We start from the raw sequence: 23,026 nt of genomic DNA on the forward strand, positions 1-23,026 counted from the left end.
GCATACTCCTCAAATTTATAGTTATGTGCCGGCGTGACGCTCGGCTAGGTGCTTCACTTAATGCATGGCGACGCTATCCATCAGCTCCATGTCCGTACTGCTCATCAACTGCTCAATGTCCACCAGGATGAACATTTTCTCTTCCACCGATGCCAGCCCCACGATGTACTTGGTATCAATGCTGGCAACAATGTCGGGCACTGCACGAATCTGGTTGGGTTGCAGACTCATCACGTCGGATACGCCATCCACCACCATGCCGACAATGCGGCCATTGAGGTTGAGGATGATGACCACGGTGAATTCGTTGTACTCCACCTTGCCCAGATTGAATTTGATGCGCAGATCCACAATCGGCACGATACGGCCGCGCAGATTGACCACGCCCTTGATGAAGTCAGGCGTATTGGCAATCTTGGTCACGGCGTCGTAACCACGGATTTCCTGCACCTTGAGAATTTCCAGGCCGTACTCTTCGTTGCCCAGTACAAAGGTCAGGAATTCCTTGGCATTGGTAACGCCGTCGTTGTTACCACTTTCCGTGATGCTGCTCATTGATACACTCCTTCAGAATTATTGTTCTGGCCCATCTTGATAATGGTGGGCACATCCAGGATGAGCGCGACCGAGCCGTCGCCCATGATGGTGGCACCTGAAATACCGGGCACTTTGCGGTAATTGGTTTCCAGACTCTTGATCACCACCTGTTGCTGGCCAACCAGGCCATCGACAAACAGGGCGGCTTTTTTGCCTTCGGCTTCAATGATCACCAGCACACCATCCACCGGGTTGGTGATCTGGGTAGGCTGATTAAACAGGGAATACAGCGGAATAATCGGCAGATATTCGCCGCGCACATGCACCATGAAACCGGCACCGGTGACGGTCTTGATGTCCGTCGCTTGCGGCTGCATGGTTTCCACGATGAGATTGAGTGGCACCACGTACATGTTGTCGCCCAGCGAAACCGACATGCCATCGAGAATCGCCAGCGTCAGCGGCAAGGAGATCGACATGGTAGTGCCGTAGCCCAGCGCCGAGCGGATATCAATCACGCCGCCCATGGCGCTCACATTACGCTTCACCACATCCATGCCAACGCCGCGACCGGATACATCGGTCACCTGCTCGGCCGTGGAAAAGCCCGGGGCAAAAATCAGCTGCCAGACATCGCTATCGGGCATGGTATCGCTCACGGGCAGGCCGCTCTGCTTGGCCTTGCTCAGAATGCGTTCACGGTTGAGGCCAGCGCCGTCGTCCGTTACTTCAATCACGATGTTGCCGCCGCGATTGGAAGCAGACAGGGACAAGCGGCCGGTTTCATTCTTGCCGGATTTATGACGTACGTCCGGCACTTCAATGCCATGGTCAATGCTGTTGCGCACCAGGTGGGTCAAAGGATCCACAATGCGTTCGATCAGGCCCTTGTCGAGCTCGGTGGCGGCACCACTGGTGACAAACTCCACTTTCTTGCCGAGACGTGTAGCCAGATCACGCACCATGCGGGGGAAGCGCGAGAACACATAGTCCATCGGCATCATGCGGATAGACATCACCGACTCTTGCAGATCACGCGTGTTGCGGGTGAGCTGGCCCAGGCTATTCAGCAGATCTTCATGGGTAACCGGGTCCAGCTTGCTGATACGTTCTTCCAGCATGGCCTGGGTAATCACCAGTTCGCCCACCAGGTTGATCAGCTGGTCGACCTTTTCTACGCCCACCCGAATCGAGGTGGTTTCGGCAGCGGCCGGTTTTTCGACTTCTTTTTTGGCGGCGGCGGGTTTTTTCTCGGCAACCGGGGCAGGTGCTGCTTCCACTGGCTTGGGAGCTTCCGCCTCGACGACGGGTGCTGGCGCTGGTGGCGTGATCGGCTCAAAAAAGCCGAAGCCATCGCCTTCAATAAAGCCACTTGCCGCAGCTGCGACATCTGCCGCAGGTGCTTCAGCAGGGGCTGGCGCAGCCGCGGCTGGGGCATCCTTGATCACCAGCGTGTCGAGGTCCACCACAAACGAACAGATGGATTCGATGCTGTCTTTGCTATCTTCGGTGGTCAGGGCAAAGATGGTTTTACCACCCGCCTTGCTGATGCTGACGTCACCCAGCAATGCCAGCTCGGATTTCAGGTTTTCTGCATCCTTGTCGCTGAGCTCGGGCACTTCAATGTTGAAGCGGTGCTTGCCATCGGCAGGGGCAGCCGCCGCAGCCGCTGGCGCAGCAGCGCCAGACTGCAGGGTGATCTTGATATCTTCGGGTTCAACAATAAACGCGCAGATGGAGATGATGTCATCTTCACTGTCTTCGGTTTTCAGCGAGAAAGCCACATGCCCATTATCAAGGCGCTTGCTGCTGACTTCGCCGAGCAGACCCAGCTCGCCTTCAAGGTTGGCGGTGTCTTTTTCGCTCAAGGCTTTGACGTCGATATTGTAATGACGCATCTTGTCTGCGGGTGCAGCCGGGGCGGCAGCGGCGGGCTTGGGAGCCGCCGGGGCAGATGCCGCAGCCGGGGCGGCCGTTGCCGCCATTTCCGCAGCGGCCGATACCGGCTTGCCTTCGGACAAGGCTTTCAGCTTGCGTTTGACTTCTTCCTGCACATCGCGATCCACATCGGCACCGGAACGGTGGCCTTCCAGCTGCGAATTCAACACATCCTTGGCTTCGAGAAAGGTGTCCACATGCTCACCGGTCAACGCCATCTCGTTCTTGCGGATCTTGTCCAGCAGGTTTTCCAGAACGTGTGTGATTTCTGCCATGTCGGTCATGCCGAAAGTGGCGGCGCCGCCCTTGATGGAATGGGCAGCACGGAAAATGGCATTCAGGTCTTCCGAGTCGGGATTGTCCAGATCGAGGGCGAGCAACAGATGCTCCGCCTCGGCGAGCAATTCCTCGGCTTCATCAAAGAAAGCCTGATAAAACTGACTCATATCAATCGACATTTGCTGACTCCATTTTTGCTTGCCTGCATTGCATCATGCGGCGGGCGTATTCATTAGGTCGAAAAAAGAGGTATTAACCGATTACTTTTTGTACAACATCAATCAAGCGCTTGGGATCAAACGGCTTGACCAGCCAGCCATTGGCACCGGCAGCGCGGCCTTTGGCCTTCATCTCGTCGCTGGATTCGGTGGTCAGCATCAGGATAGGCACCTTCTGATAGCTGCTCATGCCACGCAGGGATTTGATCAGCGTCAGGCCATCCATATTGGGCATGTTCTGATCCGTCAGCACCAGGTCCACTACCTGGTCGCGCGCCTTGTTCAAGCCATCCTGGCCATCCACAGCTTGCACGACCTGATAGCCAGCCGCCGTCAGACTGAACGCCACCATCTGACGTAAAGATCCCGAATCATCGACCGCTAAAATTGTTTTTGCCATTTTCATACTCGCTTGTTGATTAAATTTCTACACATGAACTGCTCTATACCATGAATCTGCCGATCTCAATCCTCAGAACAACTCAATATCTCCACTTCCCATATGGTGCTGGTCCACGGCTTTGCGCAAACCGCCTGACAGCTCAACACTGCGGCTATTCAGGCTGCGATTCATTTCTTGCAGAAGCCGGGCGATTTCCTGGTGCTCCTGCTCGCTGTCCATGCTGTCGCCGTGCGTGGCGAGCGCGCTCAATAGCTCCTTGAGCCCGTTGACGCGCTTGATGGTTCTGGCGATAAGTTGACTGGTTAAATCCTGGAATTGCAGCCCGGTAACGGCTGTATTGACTTCTTTGGCGATGTGCTCGCGATACTGGAGCAGCTTTTGCTGCTGCTGGTCTGGGAGTTTGGTTTGTTGCAGCAGGAGATCAAGCTCCTGCTGCTGGGCCGTGACGGCCTCGTGGACGGACATGAAACAGGCGCCGAGTTTCTCTATCGCCTCACTCAGCAGGTAGGTGGTTTGCATCAGATCGGCCTCGACCTCAAGCAGGTGCTGTGTCCCATGGTCGGACACGCCCGCCAACAACTGTCTCAGCTCTTCTACTGGTATTGTCTCCGACTGCATATTCCCATCATCCTTCTTTTTTATTCGCCGTATTCAGTACCAGTACGGTCGTTATCTATGTCTTCATTGGCCAGTCGCCGCTTTCTGCACTTCAGTCGCTTTTTGGACTTCACTGGCGGCGTTATCCGACGGCACATTGACCGTCGCACCTTCATCCTTGACCGCGTCTTCCTCGGCCTTTTTGTTCATGATGATGATGCTGATCCGGCGGTTCACCGGGTTCAACGGGTTTTCCTTGTCAAACAAGGAAGCCGATGACAGCCCCACCACACGCAACAGCTTTGATTCATCCATTCCGCCCGCCACCAGCTCGCGGCGCGAGGCATTGGCCCGGTCAGAAGAAAGCTCCCAGTTGCTGTAACCTTTATCCCCGGTGGGGTAAGGCACAGCATCGGTATGTCCCGACAAGCTGATCTTGTTTGGCACATCGTTCAGCATGCTGCCTATCTCATGCAAAATCTGCTTGGCGTAAGGCTGTAGCTCGGCTTTGGAAGAAGCAAACATAGGCCGGTTCTGCTCATCCACGATCTGGATGCGCAAGCCTTCCGACGTAATATCAATCAGCAATTGCTTTTTGAACTTGCTCAAGGTGGCGCTGGCATCAATCGCTTCTTCAATCTTGAGTTTCAGTTCAGCCAGTTTTTCCTGTTCCGCCTTCTCCAGAGCAGTCTTCGCATCTTTTATATCGACCTCTTTTTGCTTTCCTTTAGGGCCATCGACAGGTTTTACCTGCGCCTGCTTTTTGGTGAGGTCCTTGCCGCCGCCTTTTAGCACCGAATCGCTGGCTGCAACCGAGGGCCCGCCTTGCAGCGCAACCTTGAGCGGCATTTTGAAATACTCGGAAATTCCCTCCAGCGTGGCCTTGGAGGTAGACCCCAACAGCCACATCAGCAGGAAGAACGCCATCATGGCGGTGACGAAGTCGGCGTAGGCAATCTTCCATGCCCCGCCATGGTGACCACCGGCCACCTTTTTAATGCGTTTGACAATTATCGGCTTGGTATCTTCTGCCACGACAGACTCCGCTACGCTATGGGCTTATTTGGACTTGGCTTGCTTGACGTGCTCTTCGAGCTCGGTAAAGCCAGGGCGTTCGGTGGAGTACAGTACCTTGCGGCCAAACTCGACAGCAATCGCCGGGGCGTAGCCGTTGAGGCTGGCCAGCAGCGTAGCCTTCACGGTCTGGTACATCTTGGTGGACTCATCCAGCTTTTGTTCCAGCAGGCTGGAAAGCGGGCCGATGAAACCATAGGCAAGCAGAATACCGAGGAAGGTACCCACCAGCGCGTGGGCAATCAGAATGCCCAGTTCGGCAGGTGGCAAGGCCACGTTTTCCATGGTGTGCACCACGCCCATCACCGCGGCCACAATACCAAAAGCAGGCAGGCCATCGCCCAGGCGGGCGATACAGTGCACCGGCACATGCCCTTCCTGGTGGTGGGTTTCGATTTCGTTATCCATGAGATTTTCCACCTGGAAGGCATCCATGTTGCCGGAAATCATCAAGCGCAGATAATCGGTGATGAATTCCATAAGGTGGTGATCTGCCTGCAAGGCAGGGTATTTGCTGAAGAGGGGGCTGCTCTCGGGATTTTCAACGTCGTTTTCAATCGACATCATGCCGTCTTTGCGGATCTTGCTGAGAATTTCGAACAGCAAGGCCAGCAAATCCATGTACAGCGCTTTGGTGAATTTGGAACCTTTGAATAGTGTTGGCAGCGCGCCCAGCGTTGCTTTCAACGCCTTGCCGTTATTGCCGACAATAAACGCCCCGATGGCACCACCAAAAATCATCAATACTTCAAGGGGTTGCCACAAGGCCCCCAAATGCCCCCCTGCCAGCGCGTATCCCCCGAACACGGCCGCCAGGACCACAACATACCCTACGATTACTAGCACTTTTAAACCCCCCGATTAAAAAACAGCGTCTATCGCCTGTGATGCATGCCACATATTAAGCCATTCCCCTAAGCTTAGCAGGGTATTGTTATCCGCCAAACGTCGATCAGCCTGTGTTTTCCATTTTATATTGCCAATCCTGTCATTCGCCAAATGCACAGGCGGATGCGGCACGATTTCAGGCTCAACATGCATTATGTCGGCATAAGTTTCGATTAATTAAGGCACGAGCGCCATGACGCAGCACATATTGCCATCGACCATGGTCGCAAATCATACCGACCAATCCCTCTAATCCGCCACCCAGGCCTGAAATTCTGGCCATTATTCATGGAGGACCGATGCAGCCAGACATGACTATCCAGGTATAGAGTCTTGATTCTCTGGATGTTTATCCTCCTCGCAAACCTCAGATATTTGTTCTTGCCGCACATAGGCGAATTATGCGAAGGCCTCCCACCATAACAACATGCCGGGCCCACATGCCATATCCGGTATTGCGTACGATGTTAAGCACATGAGATAATGATAACTATTCTCATATAAACCCTATGACTGGAACCTTCATGCTGCTGGTCCCCGCCGCGCAGCATGACGCCCTCTTGTGAGCATGCCTGACAATTCAATTTCCCCTACGGTTGAAAGCCTGTACAGCGACCACCATGGTTGGCTGTATGGCTGGCTCAGGCGCAAGCTGGGAGATTCGTTCGCCGCTGCAGATCTTGCGCAGGATACGTTCGTCAGTATCCTCACCGCAAGCTCTGCCAGCCAGATTCAGGAGCCAAGGCCATTTCTCGCCACTATTGCGCGCCGCTTGATCGCCAACCGCTATCGCCGTCAGCTGCTCGAAAATGCCTACCTTGACATGCTGGCCACTTTGCCAGAAGCGCTGATGCCATCGCCCGAGGCACAATACCTGGCATTAGAGGCTTTGCGTCAGCTCGACCAGGCGCTTAACGGCTTGCCACCGCGGGTGAAAGAAGCCTTTTTGCTTGCGCACTTTGAAGAGCTGAGTTACCTGGAGATCGCAACGCGGCTGAAGGTGTCCATCAGCTCGGTCAAGCAATACCTTACGCGTGCCAACCGGCATTGTCTGTTCGCGCTGGCCTGATGCAGCAAAGTACACGCAACAAGGCAATGCCTGATGCCTCCATCGCATCATCCGCCGGGCATGTGCAAGCCTTCGCCGGGGGCATTGCTGTCAGCGAAGCGGTGGCAAATCAGGCGGCAGAGTGGCTGACCCTGCTCATGTCAGGCGAGGCCAGCGAAGATGATCGCCAGCGCTGGCAGCAATGGCGGATGGAACATGCAGACCACGAACGCGCCTGGCAGCATATCGAGACCATTATTGGCCGGCTAAAAATCATGGAGCCGCATGCTGCTTACAAGACACTTTCGCCTTACACCAGGCGGGAAGGCCTGCACTCCCAGGATCGACGCAAAGCTATCGTCATGCTGCTGTGGGCGGGGGCAGCAGGCGCCTCTGGCCTGCTGGCCAGCCGCACACCGGCTTGGCAGCAAATGGTCGCTGATTACCACAGCGATACCGGCACGCAACGCACGATCACGCTGGACGATGGCACTGTCATCACTCTCAATACCGCCAGCGCCATCAATGTACATTTCAGCCATCAGCAAAGGCTGGTTCGCCTGGTGGCAGGTGAGGTGCTGATCACCACTGGTCACGCCATCTCCGATGCGCGCCCTTTCGTGGTTGAAACAACAGAAGGCCGTATCCGTGCATTGGGCACACGTTTTGCGGTGCGACAGCAGCCGGATGGGAGCAGCAGGGTCGCCGTCCTCGAAAGCGCCGTTGAAATCACACTCGAGCAGGCGCCTTCGCATCGACTATCGGCAGGACAGAGCGCAATCTTCACCCGCGACAGCCTCACCATCAACAGCCTGCGAGACAGCGATACCGCCTGGACCAAAGGACAAATCATTGCCGACCAGATGCGGCTGGGGGATTTTGCCACCGAACTGTCCCGCTATCGGCCAGGCTTGATACGCTGCAATCCGGCCGTTGCCGACCTGCGTTTCTCCGGCGTGTTCCCGCTGGAAGACACTGACCGTATCCTCGCTACACTACCAAGCGTTCTACCCGTCAGAATTCTGCTGCGAACGCGCTACTGGGTCACAATCGACACAGTCTCCTGAATTCCCAGCACTGTTTGCGATAAAAGATCAGGGAATCCGGCTTGCGTTCAGGACGCGCCATCCAGCATCGTTCCCCATAGGCACAAACCCATGCAACACATGCCATAAAAACTATGTTGAGATTTTTTTGCTTTTGGCCTGCCCGATTTTGAATCTCATGCCACCTACCCAGTAAGGACTTCATTTCAATATCAACATCTGGGGAAACCATCATGACAAACAGCGGCCTTGGCGCCCGCCCTCACAGCCTGCATATACGCAGACACCTCCATCCATCAGCACATTCACCAGGCCTGCGTCCTTTGGTCCATGCCGTCTCGCTGGCAATTTGTGGAGCGCTGCTCTCCACAACAGGCTCGGCAAGAGCAGAGGCCATCGCCAGCCCATCCATGCAAACAAGCGCCACATACACTTTCAATATCCCGGCGGGCCCGCTGGCGCCGGCGCTGCGCAGCTTCGCCAGCACAGCCAATGTGCTGCTGACCTTCACCGCAGAGCAGACCGATGGAAAAATCACGGAAGGAATCAAAGGGCCGCATACCGCTTCATCCGCGCTAAATGCATTGCTGGCTGGTACTGGTTTGCAGGCCCTAACACTGGAGAATGGAAGCTATTTGCTCAGGCCTGCGCCTGCTGTCCAGCCACCGAAGACTAAAGAGAGTATCGCGACACTGCCCGAAGTCAGCGTGGTCGCCAGTTCTGATCGCGAGTCGCAGGCGGTGAGCGAAGGAACCGGATCCTATGCGGCGCGTGCCGTCAGCATAGGCAAAGGCGAGCAATCCCTGCGCGATATTCCTCAATCCGTCTCGGTCATGACGCGCCAGCGCATGGACGACCAAAACTTGACCTCACTGGACAGCGCACTTAGCCAGGTGACAGGGGTAACCAAGGAGTTCCGTAATTACGGCCATACTGTTTATTACTCACGCGGTTTTGCCCTGGATAACTTCATGACCGATGGTGTCCCCATGGGCTATTACGGCGGCATAGGCATTGCCCCTGACACCGCGATCTTTGATCGTATCGAAGTGCTACGAGGAGCCCCCGGCTTGCTAATCGGCAATGGCGACCCCGGTGGCACGGTCAACATGGTACGCAAACGGCCATTGGCCGAAAAACAGATGCAAATTACTGCTCGCGCTGGCAGCTGGGATTACTACCGCCTGGATGGCGACATCACCGGCCCGCTAAACGATGCAGGCACCCTGCGCGGCCGCCTGCTCGCGGGCTACGAAGATAGGCATTATTTTTACGATGAAGCGCAAACCAAGCTGCCCTTGCTCTATGGCATGCTGGAAGCCGACTTGGGCGAAAAGACTGTGGCTGCCGTAGGTGCGCGCTATCAGCATTATTCACAGCAAGGCGGACGCTGGGCGTATGGATTGCCCATATCAAGCGATGGCAGTGATTTGGGCTTATCCCGCTCTACCTCTTACGGCCCTGGCTGGACCTATTTCAAGAGCACGGTGAGAGAGGTTTTTGGGGATATCACGCACCATATCAATGATGACTGGTCAGTCAAATTAACTGGGACCGCTCAGCTAAGCGAACGGCAAGATGCTGCCATATACAACGAAAATCTTCCGCTAGACCCCAACAACCTGCAAAATTTTTATCTGCGGGGAGCCGATTTCGAAGACAACCAGTACCGCACCCGAGGAGCAGATGCCCAATTGCACGGCAAATTTGGCGCATGGGGCCAAGAGCACCAGCTATTTCTGGGGGCTAACTGGCAGAAAGAAGAAACATTGTCTTACAAGGGCAGCAGGGTGACATATTCGTCTCCCATATTGATAGATCCACGTTCTCCTGATTTATCAGCATTAGCTCGCCTGTACAGTGGACCCTACGGTACGCCAATCAGCGGCGAAACAACCACGCAAGGCTTTTATGGCAACCTGAAACTACAAGTATCAGCTCCGCTGAAAGTGATCTTAGGCGGACGTGTCAGCTGGTATGAAAATAGCCTGTTAGGCATTACGCAATCCAAAGAAACACACCAGGTAACGCCCTATGTCGCCGCTATCCTGCGCCTCAATAATGAATGGTCCGCCTATGGTAGCTATACGGATGTATTCCGTCCTCAGAGCAACTCCTATACTGCCAGTGGCACCCCACTCAACCCAGCACTCGGCAGCAATTATGAGGCAGGAATCAAGGGGGAATTTGCCGGTGGCAAATTGAATACATCCTTTGCGCTATTCCGGATCAATATGGATGATTTAGCCCAGACCGACCCAAGGAATCCGACAAGCTGTCCGGGAACGCCTGCGCAAGGAGGTTGCTCTATCAACGGTGGCAAGCTGAAAAGTGAAGGCTTTGATGCCGAGATAAATGGTGAAATTCTGCCAAGACTGCAGGTGTTCGCTGGCTACACCTACAATACTGCCAAATATGTACGCGATCGCGATGCCACAGGCAACCCAACCGCAAATGAGGGCGGCGCTTACCAAAGCAGTTTCATCCCGCGCCAGCTCTTGCGCAGCTGGATGACTTACCAGCTGCCAGGTGCATGGGAGAAATTCACCGTCGGCGGCGGGGTTAATCTGCAAAGCGAAATTTATACTCAAGACGGAACGGTACGTTACACGCAGGAAGGTTATGCCGTATGGAATGCCAGTGCCAGCTATCGCGTTGACAAGCACTGGACCGCTACCATAAATATCAACAACGTGTTCGACAAGCACTATTACACGGTGGCAGGTAACTACTGGTATGGTGAACCCCAGAGCATGATGCTGACACTGCGCGGCACTTTCTAATATCCCTCTTGAGAGCTATTCAACTGCAACTCAAATCATTGGCGTTGATTTAAGCCATGGTTTGGGTTGCTGTTGATGGCTTGCCACTTCAACATCGCATCACAGGCTGTCATCCCGCATGCGCATATCCGGGAATCTGTTTGGCCTGCAAGTCAGCGCGAACAGATTGCCTAATCTGCACCCCACACCCTATAATGAGAATCATTCCTATCAAAATCAGAAAAGCGTTCCTTGAGTTCCGCCCCTCATCACGAAGTCCACAAGCTATACAACATTCATCACGGATGGCTGGTGGAGTGGTTGCGACGCCGGCTGGGCTGCGTTCATCATGCACATGATCTGGCACAGGATACGTTTGTCAGGGTGCTGGACAAGCCACTGGTTATTCAGGGAGTTCACGAGCCCAGGGCGTTTCTTAGCAGAATCGCCCATGGCTTGATGGTCGACCAGTTCAGGCGCCGGGCCATCGAGCAGGCCTATCTTGAGGCATTGCAACATCTGCCCACCCGGCACATGGAATCGGCCGAGGAACGCATGATGAATATTGAAGCCTTGATGCGCATCGACGCGATGTTTGCCGGACTGAATCCCAATATCAGAACGGCGTTTCTGCTATCACGCCTGCACGGGATGACGTATCCCGACATTGCCCGGGAAATGAGTGTTTCCCTGCGCTCGGTCGAGGGCTATATGGCCAAAGCCATCGGCCATCTGCTTGCCAATGCCCGACAAGATACATTAGGCTAGCCTCCTTTTCATTTCTTGATCCGGCTTTGAAAACTCCTTCGGAAAGCAATTCCATGCCGTCCAGCTCTGGCGTATTTTCTGACATTGAGGAAGCGCTTGTTTCATGGTCGGTGAAACTTGCTTCGGGGCAAGCCACTGAGCGTGATTATGAAGATTTTCACCAGTGGCGAGCCTCAAACCCCGCTCACGAGCAGGCTTGGCAAAAGCTGCAAGCCCTGGAGGCCAATCTGGTCAACATGCCGGAAACAGCCAAAACCCTGGCCATCAACACGCTGGATGCCGCCAGCAGGCAGCACGCAGTCCATCATGGCCGTAGAAAAGCGCTTAAGCTGCTAGGCATAGGCCTGGTGCTCGTCACTTCGGGGGCCTGCTTTCTTAACGATCATGGCCCGTGGGCGCTGGAGACCGAGTATGCAGTCCCCATTGGTAAAAAAATGCAGCTGGATCTCGCGGATGGCACCCGGCTGATGCTGAACACCAATACCCGCATCAAGGTGTATTACTCCCTGCTGAAACGCGAGATCGTGCTGACCTCGGGAGAGATTTATATCGCCACCGGCAGTGACAGCGAAGGTCCCTGGGCGCACAGATCCTTCTGGGTGCAAACGCCAAACGCCAGCCTGGAAGCGCTCGGCACGCAATTCACGGTAGACCAGAATAAACAGCGCACGCGTCTGCATGTCATTGAAAGCGCGGTGGCAATTCATGGCGCGCAAACCCTGAACGTGCATGCGGGCGAATCCTACGACATTTACGCTGCCAACCAGGACCCCATTAAAACGGCCGACACCCATTTTGACCCGACGGGCTGGATGGATGGCGTGCTGGTCGCCAAGGGCATGCGGCTAGACAACTTTGCCAGCGAGCTTTCACGCTATCAGGCCGTCCATATCCAAATGGATAGTGAAGTTGCCGCCATGACCGTCTCTGGGGTTTTTCAGTTGAATCAGCAATATCCGGCAGTCCACGCACTGCGGGCCGTCGCTCGCAGCCTGCCTATCAAGATTTCGCAGTTTTCTGCCACGCAACTTCAGATCGAAAAAAAATAATCTGAAAAAAATTGCGTGGGGTATGTGGGTTTTTTAGTCTTCATTCGGCATACGGGTATCAACACACTCTTCCATGAGGATATCGTATGTCAAATGCAGTAACTGCCCGCTCCTTGCCGTCGCCGCTGTCGGCCGACGCCTGGGGCTTTAAACGTAAACTGTCCATCGCGGCGTTGTTGCCCTCGCTCTATTTGGGAAGCAGCCTGATCACGGCTTTAGTGTATTCACCCTTTTCAATCGCGGACGAGGCAAACCAGACTTTTCAGATTCCCGCTGGCAATCTTGAAGACGCACTGAATGCCTTTGCCAAGAAAAATGGCATGACATTGAGCTTTGATCCAGCGCTGGTGAAAGGCAAAACTTCGGCAGGGCTAAGTGGGACCTACACCCGGTATCAGGCCATCAAGCAGATGCTCAAGGATACCGACCTGGAAGCCGTCACCCACGACGGCGCCACGGTTATTCAGCGCCGGAGTCCTTCCAGTGCCGTCGAAACGCTACCGGAGGTCAGCGTGGTGTCGGGCGCCGAAAAATCAGATGCTCTGCCCCGTGCCTACGCAGGCGGCCAGGTTGCAAAAGGTGGCAGTCTTGGCCTTCTGGGCAGCAAAAGCTTCATGGATACCCCATTCAATCAGACCAGCTACACCAGCCAGAGCGCAGAAGATGTGCAGGCACGCAGCCTGTCCGATCTGCTGATCGCGGATCCCTCAGTGCGCTTGTCCTCCGCCCGTAACAACATCAACGAAGATTTCTCCATTCGTGGCCTGACGGTGGCGGGTCAGGATATTGCCATCAATGGCATGTATGGCCTTTCCCCGTTCTACCGCACCCCGGTGGAGTTCATCGAGCGGGTCGAAGTCCTCAAGGGCCCGAGTGCCCTGTTGAATGGCATGACGCCAGGCGGCAATGTCGGCGGCAATATCAACATTATCCCCAAACGCGCTGGCGATGATCCGCTGACGCGCGTGACCGCCTCATATTTGTCGGACGCCATATTCGGCACCCATGTGGATGTCAGCAGACGCTTTGGCGAAAACAAGGAATTCGGCATCCGTTTCAACGGCGCCTACCGTGAAGGCGACGCCCGCATAGACCATCAGGACCTGGAAGACACCGTAGGCTCGCTAGCCCTGGATTATCGCGGCGAAAAACTGCGTGTCACCTTTGACCATATCCAGCAGCAGCAGAACATAGATGCCGTGACGCGGCAATTTACGGTGGGCAGCCTGCTGACCGAGATGCCCAGTGCACCGGACAACAAGCTCAACTACCCGGGCTATGGCCACTCCAAAATGAAGGACAAAAGCCAGATTCTGCGTGCGGAGTATGATCTGACAGACCAGGTGACGGTTTATGGCGGCTATGGCACCCGCAAGAGCGAAATGGACGCTATCGCCGGCAACCCTGTTTTGACCAGCAATAATGGCAATTTCACCTCCTCGCCCGCCTGGCAGCTTTTCCATATCGAATCACGCTCCATCGAAGCTGGCGTCAAGGCACGCTTCAATACCGGGAACGTTGGCCATAGCCTTTCGCTGGGTAGCACCCGCGTCGTGCAAGATCAATTCATCTTCTTCGATACGGCTTTTTCTGGCAGAAACTCCAATATTTACTCGCCCTTATATAGCGACACGCCAAGTACCGACGGCATTGACACCAATATCACGAAATATGCCAGCACTACGCTGACCAGCTACGCGCTGGCGGACACGCTGTCTTTTCTGGATGACCGCATCCAGCTAACGCTGGGGCTGCGTCATCAGAATGTTTACACTCCCAGTTACCAGTTTGGCACCGGCGCGCGCAATGGCCCTTCTTACGATGAAAGCGTGGTGACCCCGTTGGCGGGCATCGTCATCAAACCCTGGGAAAACATTTCGCTGTATGCCAATTACATTCAGGGTCTGAGCCCAGGTCAACGCGCTCCGGTAGGCACCAGCAATGCCGGCGAGATATTCTCGCCATACAAAACCCGTCAGAAGGAAGCGGGGGTGAAGGTCAACTGGGGCAAGATCGCCACGACGGTGAGCCTGTTCGAGATTGAAAGACCGCTGAGCTACACCTTCAACAACACGTTCAGTGTCGATGGCGAGCAGAAAAATCGTGGCCTGGAGTTCAACGTATTTGGCGAGATTGTTGACCATGTGCGCCTGCTCGGCGGCATGGCGATCACGCGCAGCCGTCTGGACAACACCGCAGGTGGCACCAATGATGGCAACGAAGCCATTGCCGTACCGCGCGTGCAAGCCAACCTCGGCGCGGACTGGGATGTGCTGGCGGTGCAAGGCCTGAGCCTCAATGCGCGTACGGTTTATACCAGCAAACAGTATGTCGATAGCGCCAACAATCTGGATATCGATGCCTGGACCCGTTTTGATATCGGCGCCCGCTACAAGACCGTGCTTCAGGACAAACCGGTGACCCTGCGCGCCAATATCGAAAATCTGTTCGACAAGCGCTACTGGGGCTCCTCCAACGAGGGCTACCTGTTTATCGGTGCGCCGCGCACGCTGCTGCTGTCCGCGACAGTAGACTTCTAGTTCCGCATGCAGGTCATGACAGACCAAGCCCGGTCATGACCTGCGTCACGAAGGAAACCTCATGAACATCCGTCTCTGGTACCTGACCCACAAGTGGACCAGCCTGCTATGTACCATTTTCCTGCTCATGCTCTGCCTGACAGGCTTGCCGCTGATTTTTCATGAAGAAATCGAGCACTTCAGCGGCGTGGTTGAAGCACCGTTGATGGCCGCCGATACACCGGATGCCAGCCTGGACGCCATCGTGACGGCAGCCAAACAAGCCCGCCCGAACGACGTCATCCAGTTCATGTTCTGGGATGCGGAGGAACACCCGCATATCACTCAGGTCTCCATGTCAGAACGCATGGATACGCCACCTGACGAATTCAAGACGGTGCTGCTCGACTCCCGCACCGCAAACATACTGGATGTGCCACCGCCGGACAAAGGCTTCATGTACATCATGCTCAAGCTGCATACCGACATGTTTGCCGGGCTGCCCGGCACCTTGTTTTTAGGGCTGATGGGCTTGCTCTTCGTTGCAGCGGTTGTCTCCGGGATTGTGCTGTATCAGCCATTCATGAGAAAGCTGGACTTTGGTACGGTACGCAAGGAAAAATCGCAGCGTCTCAAGTGGCTAGATGTGCACAACCTGATTGGCATCGTCACCATTGTCTGGGTTCTGGTTGTCGGCATCACTGGCTCCATCAACACGCTGAGCCAGATCATCATTGCCATCTGGCAGCAAGACCAGATGGCCGAGATGCTGCAACCCTATAAAAACCTGCCGCCACCGACAAGCACGGGATCACTGGAAAAGGCCATGCAAACTGCGCGCCAAGCCGTGCCAGACATGCATCCCAGTTTTGTGGCCTTCCCTGGCAGCATGTTCTCCAGCCCCCATCACTACACCGTCTTTATGAAAGGCAATACGCCGCTGACATCGCGCCTGCTCAAGCCCGCCCTGATTGACACGACGACCAGTGAGCTCACCGATACGCGCGATATGCCGTGGTATGTCAAAACACTGCTGTTATCCCAACCCCTGCACTTCGGCGATTACGGCGGCCTTCCCCTGAAGATGCTCTGGACCCTCTTCGATATGTTCGCCATCGTGGTCCTGGGCAGCGGTCTCTATCTTTGGTGGGGCCGACGCAAGCGTACCGACAAACGCATCAGCGAACTGGAGCAGCTGCATCTGGATTTTGCCGTGGACCTGAAGGAGCCCAAATGAAAACATCCTGGCAAATCTGGCGCGCGCCATTGCTGATGGCGGTGCTGATTGCATTTGGCCTGCTGGCCGCCTTGCTGGGCACTGGAATATGGCACTGGGCTTCCTGGCTTGCGCTGTCTGCCCCTGTGCTGATTTTCGCATACCATCTGCTGAAAAGGTAATCTCCCTGTGGCCGGGAGTTGCGCATCGGCCTCTGTTCGGCAATAATTGATATTAATTCTCATTTGCCGTTGAGCATCCTCCATTGAGCCAGCCATCTTCTATTCTTGAAAATCTTTATGTTCATCATCATGGCTGGCTGCAGGGGTGGCTGCGCCGTCGCCTGGGCAACGGCGCCGATGCCGCCGACCTTGCACATGACACCTTTGTCAGACTGATCAGCGGTCGCACGCAACGGCGTTTTGACAGCGTGGCCGAAGCGAGAGCCTATCTGCGCACTACCGCACAGCATCTATGCATCAACTTGTGGCGTCGCCGCGAGATTGAGCAAGCCTGGCTGGAAACACTGGCAGCCATGCCTGCCACGCACCACCCTTCTGCCGAACGCCAGGCCATGGTGTTGCAGGCACTGGAAGAAGTCACCGCCATGCTCGGCCAGCTGCCCCCCAAAGCCGCTCGCGCGTTCACGCTGGCCGTTATCTGCGACATGACCGACGACGAAGTCGGGTTAGCGCTGGGTGTGTCTGGCCGCATGGTACGAAAATACGTGGCACAGGCGATGCTGGGCTGTCTGACGCTGCGCGCGCAGCAGACCATGCGCGAGTTGACTAGCGAGCCTGCAAGCTGATGCGCTTGTTGTTATACGTTCATCGTTATCCATGAAACCCGCCCCTACCAGCAATCTACAGCCAGCCCCCTCGCACGCCGTGCTGACCCAAGCTGCCGAATGGTATGCCCGCTTGCGCGATGGCAGCGCCAGCAGCTACGAGACCGCCCGCTGGCAAGCGTGGCTGCACGCCGCCGAAGAACATCAAGCCGCCTGGCAGTATGTGGAAGACATCAGCCGCGGACTTGACCCCTTGCGCACCACCGTTGACCCACGGCAAACCGCCCATGCGCTGACCAAGGCCCATGCACGCCTGCATGCCCGCAGGCGCGTACTGATTACCTTGGCCGCGCTCGCCAGCGGCGGCACGCTGGGCTTGCTGAGCTGGCGCCAAAGCATGTTGCCTGCAAGCATGCTGGCGTGGACAGCCGATCATCGCACCCCCACCGGGGAGCAGCGCAGCCTCACCCTGGCCGACGGCACCCAGCTCTGGCTCAATACAGCCAGTGCCCTTAATGTTCACTTCAGTGCTAGTGAACGTCGCATAGAGCTTGTACAAGGTGAGGTGTTCATTGAAACCGCCCATGATGAAACTCGACCATTTCTGGTGGAAACACCGCATGGCCGCATGCGGGCACTGGGCACGCGATTTAATGTGTATCTGGATGAAGCACACACTCAGCTCGACGTGTATGCGGGCGCGGTGGAAATACGCACGGCGTCAAGCGCCATCAGCCGCGTAGTAAGGGCAGGCCAGCAATCACGCTTTGATCGCGCAGACATTACCGCCATGGCAACGGCGGGTGCTGCGCGGGAAGCCTGGACGCAGGGCATTCTGGTGGCCGATAACATTCCATTGCACAACGTCGTGCAGGAACTGCGCCGCTATCGGTCAGGCCATCTTGGTGTGGCGGATGGCGTGGCCGAACTCAAGGTCTACGGAAGCTTCCCGCTGCAAGACACAGATCGCGTATTGCGCATGCTGGCATCGGCCTTGCCCATCCGCGTCGAGCAGCCGCTGCCCTGGTGGACAACGCTGGAATCCGCGCGCTGAAAAAATATTTGCAAAATATAGTTCCGGGTTTTGCTTTGCCAATGGTTATACCAAGCAAGAAGACCCCTTTCATCATTGAATTCCCGCCATCCTCAAGATGACCTCCCGTGGCAATGGCCGCGATGCGTCAAGGTAGCCAAACGATCCGTGCCGTAAGGGTCTTCGCTTTTTCCAGACCCTTAACGCTGAAGGATATGCATTGATGTATCACCACGACCAGACCAAGCCTGCTTCACCTGCGACTGCCGCACGCTTCCCCAAGATGCGCCCACTGGCATTCGCCATTCACCTGCTCATGCTCGAGGGCGCGCTCGCCCTTGGCGTATGGGCGCCTCCAGCCCACGCACAAACCAGCGGCGCCCAGAGCCTGCGCACGTATGACATTCCCGCCGGGCCGCTCAGCGTCGCATTGACCCGATTTTCGCGCGAATCCGGGATATACCTGGTCGGGGCTGGCGAGATAATCGAAGGCAAGACCAGCGAGGGATTGAAGGGTAATTTTAATGTGGAGGATGGCTTGGCAAGGCTGCTGGCCGGAAGCGGGCTTGAGGCATACCGGCAGGCCGATGGCAGTTATGGCATGCGGGCGGTAGCGGTCAAAGCCGCAAGCACGCGCAAGGATGACGTGTCTACCTTACCGCTTGTGGCCGTCACAGCAAATGCAGAACGGCCTGATGGCTTGCCCGCCGCCTATGCTGGAGACCAGGTCGCCCGTGGCAGCCGTCTGGGACTGCTGGGCAACAAGGATGTGCTGGATACGCCATTCAACACCACGAGTTACACCGCCGAACTGATGGAAAACCAGCAGGCGATCACCGCTGCGGATGTGGTGCTCAACGACCCTTCCGTGCGCACGGTGTCTTACAGCCTGACCAACGCGGCCGCTGGCGGGGATATTTTCCTGATACGCGGATTTTCGGTTCAGGATTCCGTGCTGTTTGATGGCATCAGCGGCATCGCATCCAATCGCGCTGCCCCGGTAGAGATGGCGGAGCGCATCGAGGTGCTGAAAGGCCCGAGCGCCCTCCTGAACGGCATGGCGCCAGGCGCGGGCGGAGCTGTCGGCGGCACCATCAATATGGTACCCAAGCGGGCGGATGACAAACCCCTGACCCGACTGACGGCCACCTATATGTCCAATAGCAACTTCGGTGGTCATGTCGATATCGGGCGGCGCTTTGGCGAGGATAATGCCTGGGGCATCCGCTTCAATGGCGTATATCGCGACGGCAAAAATGCCACCGCCGGGCAATCGGTTGAACTGGGCGCAGCCACCATCGGCATTGATTACCGCGGCAATCGTCTGCGGGCATCGCTGGATGCCGGGCATCAGACCATGAACAACGAAGCTCCTCAGGGCGCAGCTGGTTTCGGCATTGCCGACGGCATCACCATCCCCTCTCCGCCCAGCGCCAAAAAACGGATTGCCCAGGATTGGGAGTATGCCAACTCCAAAAGCAATTATCTGCTGGCAAAAGCCGAGTATGACCTCACCCCCACCTGGACCCTCTACGGCGCAGCAGGCGGCAGCAATACCATCTCGAGTTATCTTTCCACCGACGTCAGCGTGGCCGATGCCCAGGGCAATGCGCAAGCCACCGTGTACTACTGGCCCAACTGGACGAATTACCGCACTGCACAGGGCGGTGTGCGTGGCAATTTCAGCACGGGCGCGGTTAGCCATCAGCTCAACATCAGCGCCAACTACCTGATGAAAGATAGCGGCTATACGGCCGACTATTATGGCTTCAGCAGTTTTGCTACCAACATCTACAACCCGCCCAGTGTTAGCCGCCCATCCACTGCCGGCATGGACTCCCACCCGGACAAGACCAACCGCCTGCAGCTGCCATCTCTGGCCGTGGCCGACACCCTGGGCTTTCTTGATGACAGACTCACCGTTACCCTGGGGGGACGTTATCAGCGCGTAGAAGTGATTGACTACAGCAGCACCGGGGAAAGCACCACCTCCTATGACAAGCATGCCGTGACTCCGGTGCTGGCTGCCGTGTGGAAACCCGGTGCAAACTGGTCCATCTACAGCAATTACATAGAAGGGCTGACGCAAGGCGACACTGCGCCTATCGGCACCACCAATGCAGGCAAGGTGTTCCCTCCGGTGAAGACCAAGCAACACGAAGTCGGGGTGAAATACGATTTTGGCCGCTTCACTACGTCGCTTAGCACCTTCCAGATTGAAAAACCAAGCGGGCTGACGGTTTCCAATGGCGATGGCACCTCGACCTACCAGGTAGGAGGAGAACAACGCAATCGCGGTATTGAGCTGAATGTGTTCGGCGAAGTTCAGGGCGTGCGCCTGCTTGGCGGGGCGACTTACATCCAGCCCAAACTCACGCATGCGAGCAGCGACGCTTATGACGGCAACACCGCGCCCAACGTCTCGCGCTGGCAGCTGAACCTGGGCAGCGAATATGATCTTTCGCTGGTGCCAGGCATGACCCTCACCGCCCGCATGATGTCAACCAGCGCCCAGTATCTGGATGAAGCCAATACACGCAGCATTCCGGGCTGGACTCGCTGGGACGTCGGTGCTCGCTACAAAACCACCGCGGCCGAACGGCCATTGGTCCTGAGACTGGGAATACAGAATCTGTTTGGTCGCGACTACTGGAGCAGCAGCTCCGGCAGCTGGTTATATCTTGGCCAGCCGCGCACCGTAATGCTATCGGCCACCATGGATTTTTAGGTTAAAGCAGGCTGGGTATCATCAAGTATGGCGCACGATGCCCAGCCTCCGGCAACCCGATTGTGATGTCTGGCAACAGGCGGCTGCTTCGCGATCAATAGTGAGCTCACATGCCCGGCATGATCCAGCCATAAAGCACTTTCCCCGTTTCACCAATAGGCTGCTGCAATGCGGGCGGTAGGCCCGGTATTTCAAATTCATAGCTGATCAGCAGGCTGCCCGGCTGCATCTCGGCACTCGCCTTTTGCCACAGCGCGGGCATGGCCGCGGGTGACAGATAGGCAAACACCACATCAAATTCCCGAAAGTCCAGCTTGTGGTAATCCCCCAGCACAAAGCGGGCGGAGGATCTGCGCCAGCGTCCACGCGCATGGCTGATCAGCCATGGCAGCGGGGCCACTTCAATGCCGAGCATCTGGCAGTCGGGGCGCACCTTGGCGATGTGCATGGCCATGTCACCGAGCCCGCTGCCTATATCAATCATGCGCAAGCCCTGCCGCGCTGGCATCCACGCCAGCACTTGCCGCCACACTGCCGGAAAGGAGGGGTAAAACGGTACCTGTGTGCGAAATGTGGTCCAGAACAGCATCAGGCTAAACAAGAATCCAGCCAGGTACACCCAGTTGGGAAGATGCAGCTGCACCATGAGCCAGACGACCAGCGAAAAAAAGAGATGGATGAGGCGCCACCACGAGGCCATGCCCCAGAGTCGGGCCAATACATAAGCTCCTACCGCTTGTATCAGCACCAGCAACCAGAAGGGATATACGCGCCCGGTGAGCTGGCCAAACAGCAAGGCAATGAGTAAATTGATGCCCAGCATGCCCAGTTGTATCAGCAAGGCAAGGGTTGCGGGCAATACACGAGGAGATTCAGATGCCATGGAGAACGCCAGGCAGGTTTAGAAAAGACGGGGTGATGAACAAGGGACAATGACTGTCAGCTGACAGAAAATCACCCGGCCGGATGGCAGGCGCCACGACATGGCTTGAGCCTGCGCAGGCAAATACCTCTCGGGGTAATGTCGCTTGCTGTTGATGTTGCTTGTTTGCGTAATTCACCCTACCCCCGATCAAGCGCCCTGGCGCGCGGGGCGCTATTCACTGGCGGTGTGGTGATACCTCAACAGCGCGAATTTGCCCGGCGCCTCAGGCGGCAGCCATTTCCCTGGTTTTTTTGGTTTTGCCAGCACGCGATGGTACATGGCACAAGCTGCAGGCAAAGTGTTGATTCAAGTCATACACATTCACCACAAAGTGGCCGCCGCAGCAGCTGCAGGCTTGCAGCTTGAGCATCTTGCTCTCGACAAATCTTACCAGAGTCCAGGCGCGGGTGAGCGACAGCACGGCAGTTTCGGGATCTTCGGTACCGGTTTCATCCAGATACAGCTGGTAGGCCTTGATCACGGCGGTTATGCCGTTCACATCCGTATGTTCCCGCATGAAATTGTAAATATTCAGGAACATGGAGGAGTGAATGTTGGGCTGCCAGGTCAGGAACCAGTCGGTGGAAAACGGCAGCATGCCCTTGGGTGGCGATACGCCTTTCAGCTCCTTGTACAACTTGATCAGGCGCTCACGGGACAAGGTCGTCTGCGATTCCAGCAGTTGCAACCGTGCGCCCAGCGTGATCAGCTGTATCGCCAACTGGATTTGTTGTGCTTCGTTAACTACGCTTTTCTTTTCCATGATAATGCCTGCCTTCTTGATCAATTTGCCGGAGCGGCGCTTTCCAAAAACCTTAAGCCATTGCCTCAGGCGCCTGGCCTGCCATCAGGATGGCGGCATGCGCGCTGGCAAGGTGACGATCCTTGGTGTAGCTGGTCAGCATGTTCAGAATGGCGCAGTCGTCGAAGCGAAAGCGGGCAAGCATCATGTTGGTGCTGGAGAGTTTGAGCAATTGAGCGGTAGTCAGGCTTTCCAGAACATCCGCGATTTCTTTGCTGACGCCCAGACGGAAGATGGCGGAAGCCTTGTCGGAGCGAATCATTTGTTGGGCGAGCATCAGGTAGCTCAGGTTGGCGTCTTTGATGTCAGACATCATGTCTTTTTCAGTCATTTTGGGTCCCTCGTGTGTGTGTGCGCTGTGTGTGGGGCGCGTGAGACGTACTTTGAACCTAAAGGGATGCGGGCATAA

General features: G+C 56.0%; 20 protein-coding genes. 11 read left to right on the forward strand and 9 right to left on the reverse strand.

Going from position 1 to position 23,026, the window contains the following annotated elements; translation table 11 throughout:
- Positions 1 to 57: 57 nt before the first annotated feature.
- The 6 genes from FNL37_RS10095 to motA all read right to left on the reverse strand — a co-directional run bounded on the left by FNL37_RS10095 (position 58) and on the right by motA (position 5,892).
- Complete coding sequence (locus tag FNL37_RS10095) at positions 58 to 555, reverse strand: chemotaxis protein CheW (RefSeq protein WP_159356031.1); 498 nt, start codon at positions 553 to 555, stop codon at positions 58 to 60.
- The gene (locus FNL37_RS10100) at positions 552 to 2,933 is read right to left on the reverse strand and encodes a chemotaxis protein CheW (RefSeq protein WP_159356032.1); all 2,382 of its coding nucleotides are present in this window, start codon (positions 2,931 to 2,933) and stop codon (positions 552 to 554) included. The genes FNL37_RS10095 and FNL37_RS10100 overlap by 4 nt, the downstream gene beginning before the upstream one ends.
- A gap of 73 nt (positions 2,934 to 3,006) precedes the next feature.
- On the reverse strand, positions 3,007 to 3,372 hold the full coding sequence (locus tag FNL37_RS10105; RefSeq protein WP_015829621.1) for a response regulator: 366 nt from the start codon (positions 3,370 to 3,372) through the stop codon (positions 3,007 to 3,009).
- Positions 3,373 to 3,444: 72 nt separating this feature from the next.
- Positions 3,445 to 3,993, reverse strand: coding sequence for a hypothetical protein (locus FNL37_RS10110; protein WP_015829620.1), 549 nt, complete (start codon positions 3,991 to 3,993; stop codon positions 3,445 to 3,447).
- 63 nt (positions 3,994 to 4,056) lie between these two features.
- Positions 4,057 to 5,007: a flagellar motor protein MotB gene (motB, locus tag FNL37_RS10115; RefSeq protein WP_013441643.1), complete on the reverse strand. Its 951-nt coding sequence runs from the start codon at positions 5,005 to 5,007 to the stop codon at positions 4,057 to 4,059.
- A gap of 24 nt (positions 5,008 to 5,031) precedes the next feature.
- Entirely contained in the window at positions 5,032 to 5,892 is an 861-nt protein-coding gene (gene motA / locus FNL37_RS10120; RefSeq protein WP_015829619.1) for a flagellar motor stator protein MotA, read from the reverse strand.
- A gap of 610 nt (positions 5,893 to 6,502) precedes the next feature.
- Here motA and FNL37_RS10125 point away from each other — a divergent pair.
- The 11 genes from FNL37_RS10125 (at position 6,503) to FNL37_RS10170 (ending at position 20,890) form a co-directional block, all read left to right on the forward strand.
- Positions 6,503 to 7,003 carry a sigma-70 family RNA polymerase sigma factor gene (locus FNL37_RS10125; protein WP_159356033.1) on the forward strand — a complete coding sequence of 167 codons (501 nt, stop codon included), beginning with the start codon at positions 6,503 to 6,505 and terminating at the stop codon, positions 7,001 to 7,003.
- Positions 7,004 to 7,029: 26 nt separating this feature from the next.
- Positions 7,030 to 8,049: a FecR domain-containing protein gene (locus FNL37_RS10130; protein WP_244948265.1), complete on the forward strand. Its 1,020-nt coding sequence runs from the start codon at positions 7,030 to 7,032 to the stop codon at positions 8,047 to 8,049.
- A 389-nt stretch (positions 8,050 to 8,438) separates the two neighbouring features.
- The gene (locus FNL37_RS10135) at positions 8,439 to 10,811 is read left to right on the forward strand and encodes a TonB-dependent siderophore receptor (protein ID WP_244948266.1); all 2,373 of its coding nucleotides are present in this window, start codon (positions 8,439 to 8,441) and stop codon (positions 10,809 to 10,811) included.
- Positions 10,812 to 11,042: 231 nt separating this feature from the next.
- Positions 11,043 to 11,558, forward strand: a complete 516-nt coding sequence (locus FNL37_RS10140) for a sigma-70 family RNA polymerase sigma factor (RefSeq protein ID WP_159356035.1) — start codon at positions 11,043 to 11,045, stop codon at positions 11,556 to 11,558.
- A gap of 53 nt (positions 11,559 to 11,611) precedes the next feature.
- Entirely contained in the window at positions 11,612 to 12,607 is a 996-nt protein-coding gene (locus FNL37_RS10145) for a FecR family protein (protein ID WP_159356036.1), read from the forward strand.
- 86 nt (positions 12,608 to 12,693) lie between these two features.
- Entirely contained in the window at positions 12,694 to 15,147 is a 2,454-nt protein-coding gene (locus FNL37_RS10150) for a TonB-dependent receptor (protein WP_159356037.1), read from the forward strand.
- Positions 15,148 to 15,208: 61 nt separating this feature from the next.
- Entirely contained in the window at positions 15,209 to 16,363 is a 1,155-nt protein-coding gene (locus FNL37_RS10155) for a PepSY-associated TM helix domain-containing protein (protein WP_159356038.1), read from the forward strand.
- The gene (locus FNL37_RS13905) at positions 16,360 to 16,524 is read left to right on the forward strand and encodes a hypothetical protein (RefSeq protein ID WP_170291272.1); all 165 of its coding nucleotides are present in this window, start codon (positions 16,360 to 16,362) and stop codon (positions 16,522 to 16,524) included. Before FNL37_RS10155 ends, FNL37_RS13905 begins: the two co-directional genes overlap by 4 nt.
- Before the next feature lie 83 nt (positions 16,525 to 16,607).
- Positions 16,608 to 17,150 carry a sigma-70 family RNA polymerase sigma factor gene (locus FNL37_RS10160; protein ID WP_159356039.1) on the forward strand — a complete coding sequence of 181 codons (543 nt, stop codon included), beginning with the start codon at positions 16,608 to 16,610 and terminating at the stop codon, positions 17,148 to 17,150.
- Between the two features lie 31 nt (positions 17,151 to 17,181).
- Positions 17,182 to 18,183, forward strand: a complete 1,002-nt coding sequence (locus FNL37_RS10165) for a FecR family protein (RefSeq protein ID WP_159356040.1) — start codon at positions 17,182 to 17,184, stop codon at positions 18,181 to 18,183.
- Positions 18,184 to 18,385: 202 nt separating this feature from the next.
- Positions 18,386 to 20,890, forward strand: coding sequence for a TonB-dependent receptor (locus FNL37_RS10170; RefSeq protein ID WP_159356041.1), 2,505 nt, complete (start codon positions 18,386 to 18,388; stop codon positions 20,888 to 20,890).
- Positions 20,891 to 20,996: 106 nt separating this feature from the next.
- On the opposite strand, the gene FNL37_RS10175 is transcribed toward FNL37_RS10170, so the two are convergent.
- The 3 genes from FNL37_RS10175 to flhD all read right to left on the reverse strand — a co-directional run bounded on the left by FNL37_RS10175 (position 20,997) and on the right by flhD (position 22,948).
- Entirely contained in the window at positions 20,997 to 21,773 is a 777-nt protein-coding gene (locus tag FNL37_RS10175) for a class I SAM-dependent methyltransferase (RefSeq protein ID WP_159356042.1), read from the reverse strand.
- Positions 21,774 to 22,038: 265 nt separating this feature from the next.
- The gene (gene flhC / locus FNL37_RS10180; RefSeq protein ID WP_013441637.1) at positions 22,039 to 22,578 is read right to left on the reverse strand and encodes a flagellar transcriptional regulator FlhC; all 540 of its coding nucleotides are present in this window, start codon (positions 22,576 to 22,578) and stop codon (positions 22,039 to 22,041) included.
- 52 nt (positions 22,579 to 22,630) lie between these two features.
- Positions 22,631 to 22,948 carry a flagellar transcriptional regulator FlhD gene (gene flhD / locus FNL37_RS10185; RefSeq protein ID WP_013441636.1) on the reverse strand — a complete coding sequence of 106 codons (318 nt, stop codon included), beginning with the start codon at positions 22,946 to 22,948 and terminating at the stop codon, positions 22,631 to 22,633.
- Positions 22,949 to 23,026 lie beyond the last annotated feature (78 nt).

The sequence above is a fragment of the Methylovorus glucosotrophus genome, assembly GCF_009858335.1.
Taxonomy (GTDB): domain Bacteria; phylum Pseudomonadota; class Gammaproteobacteria; order Burkholderiales; family Methylophilaceae; genus Methylovorus; species Methylovorus glucosotrophus.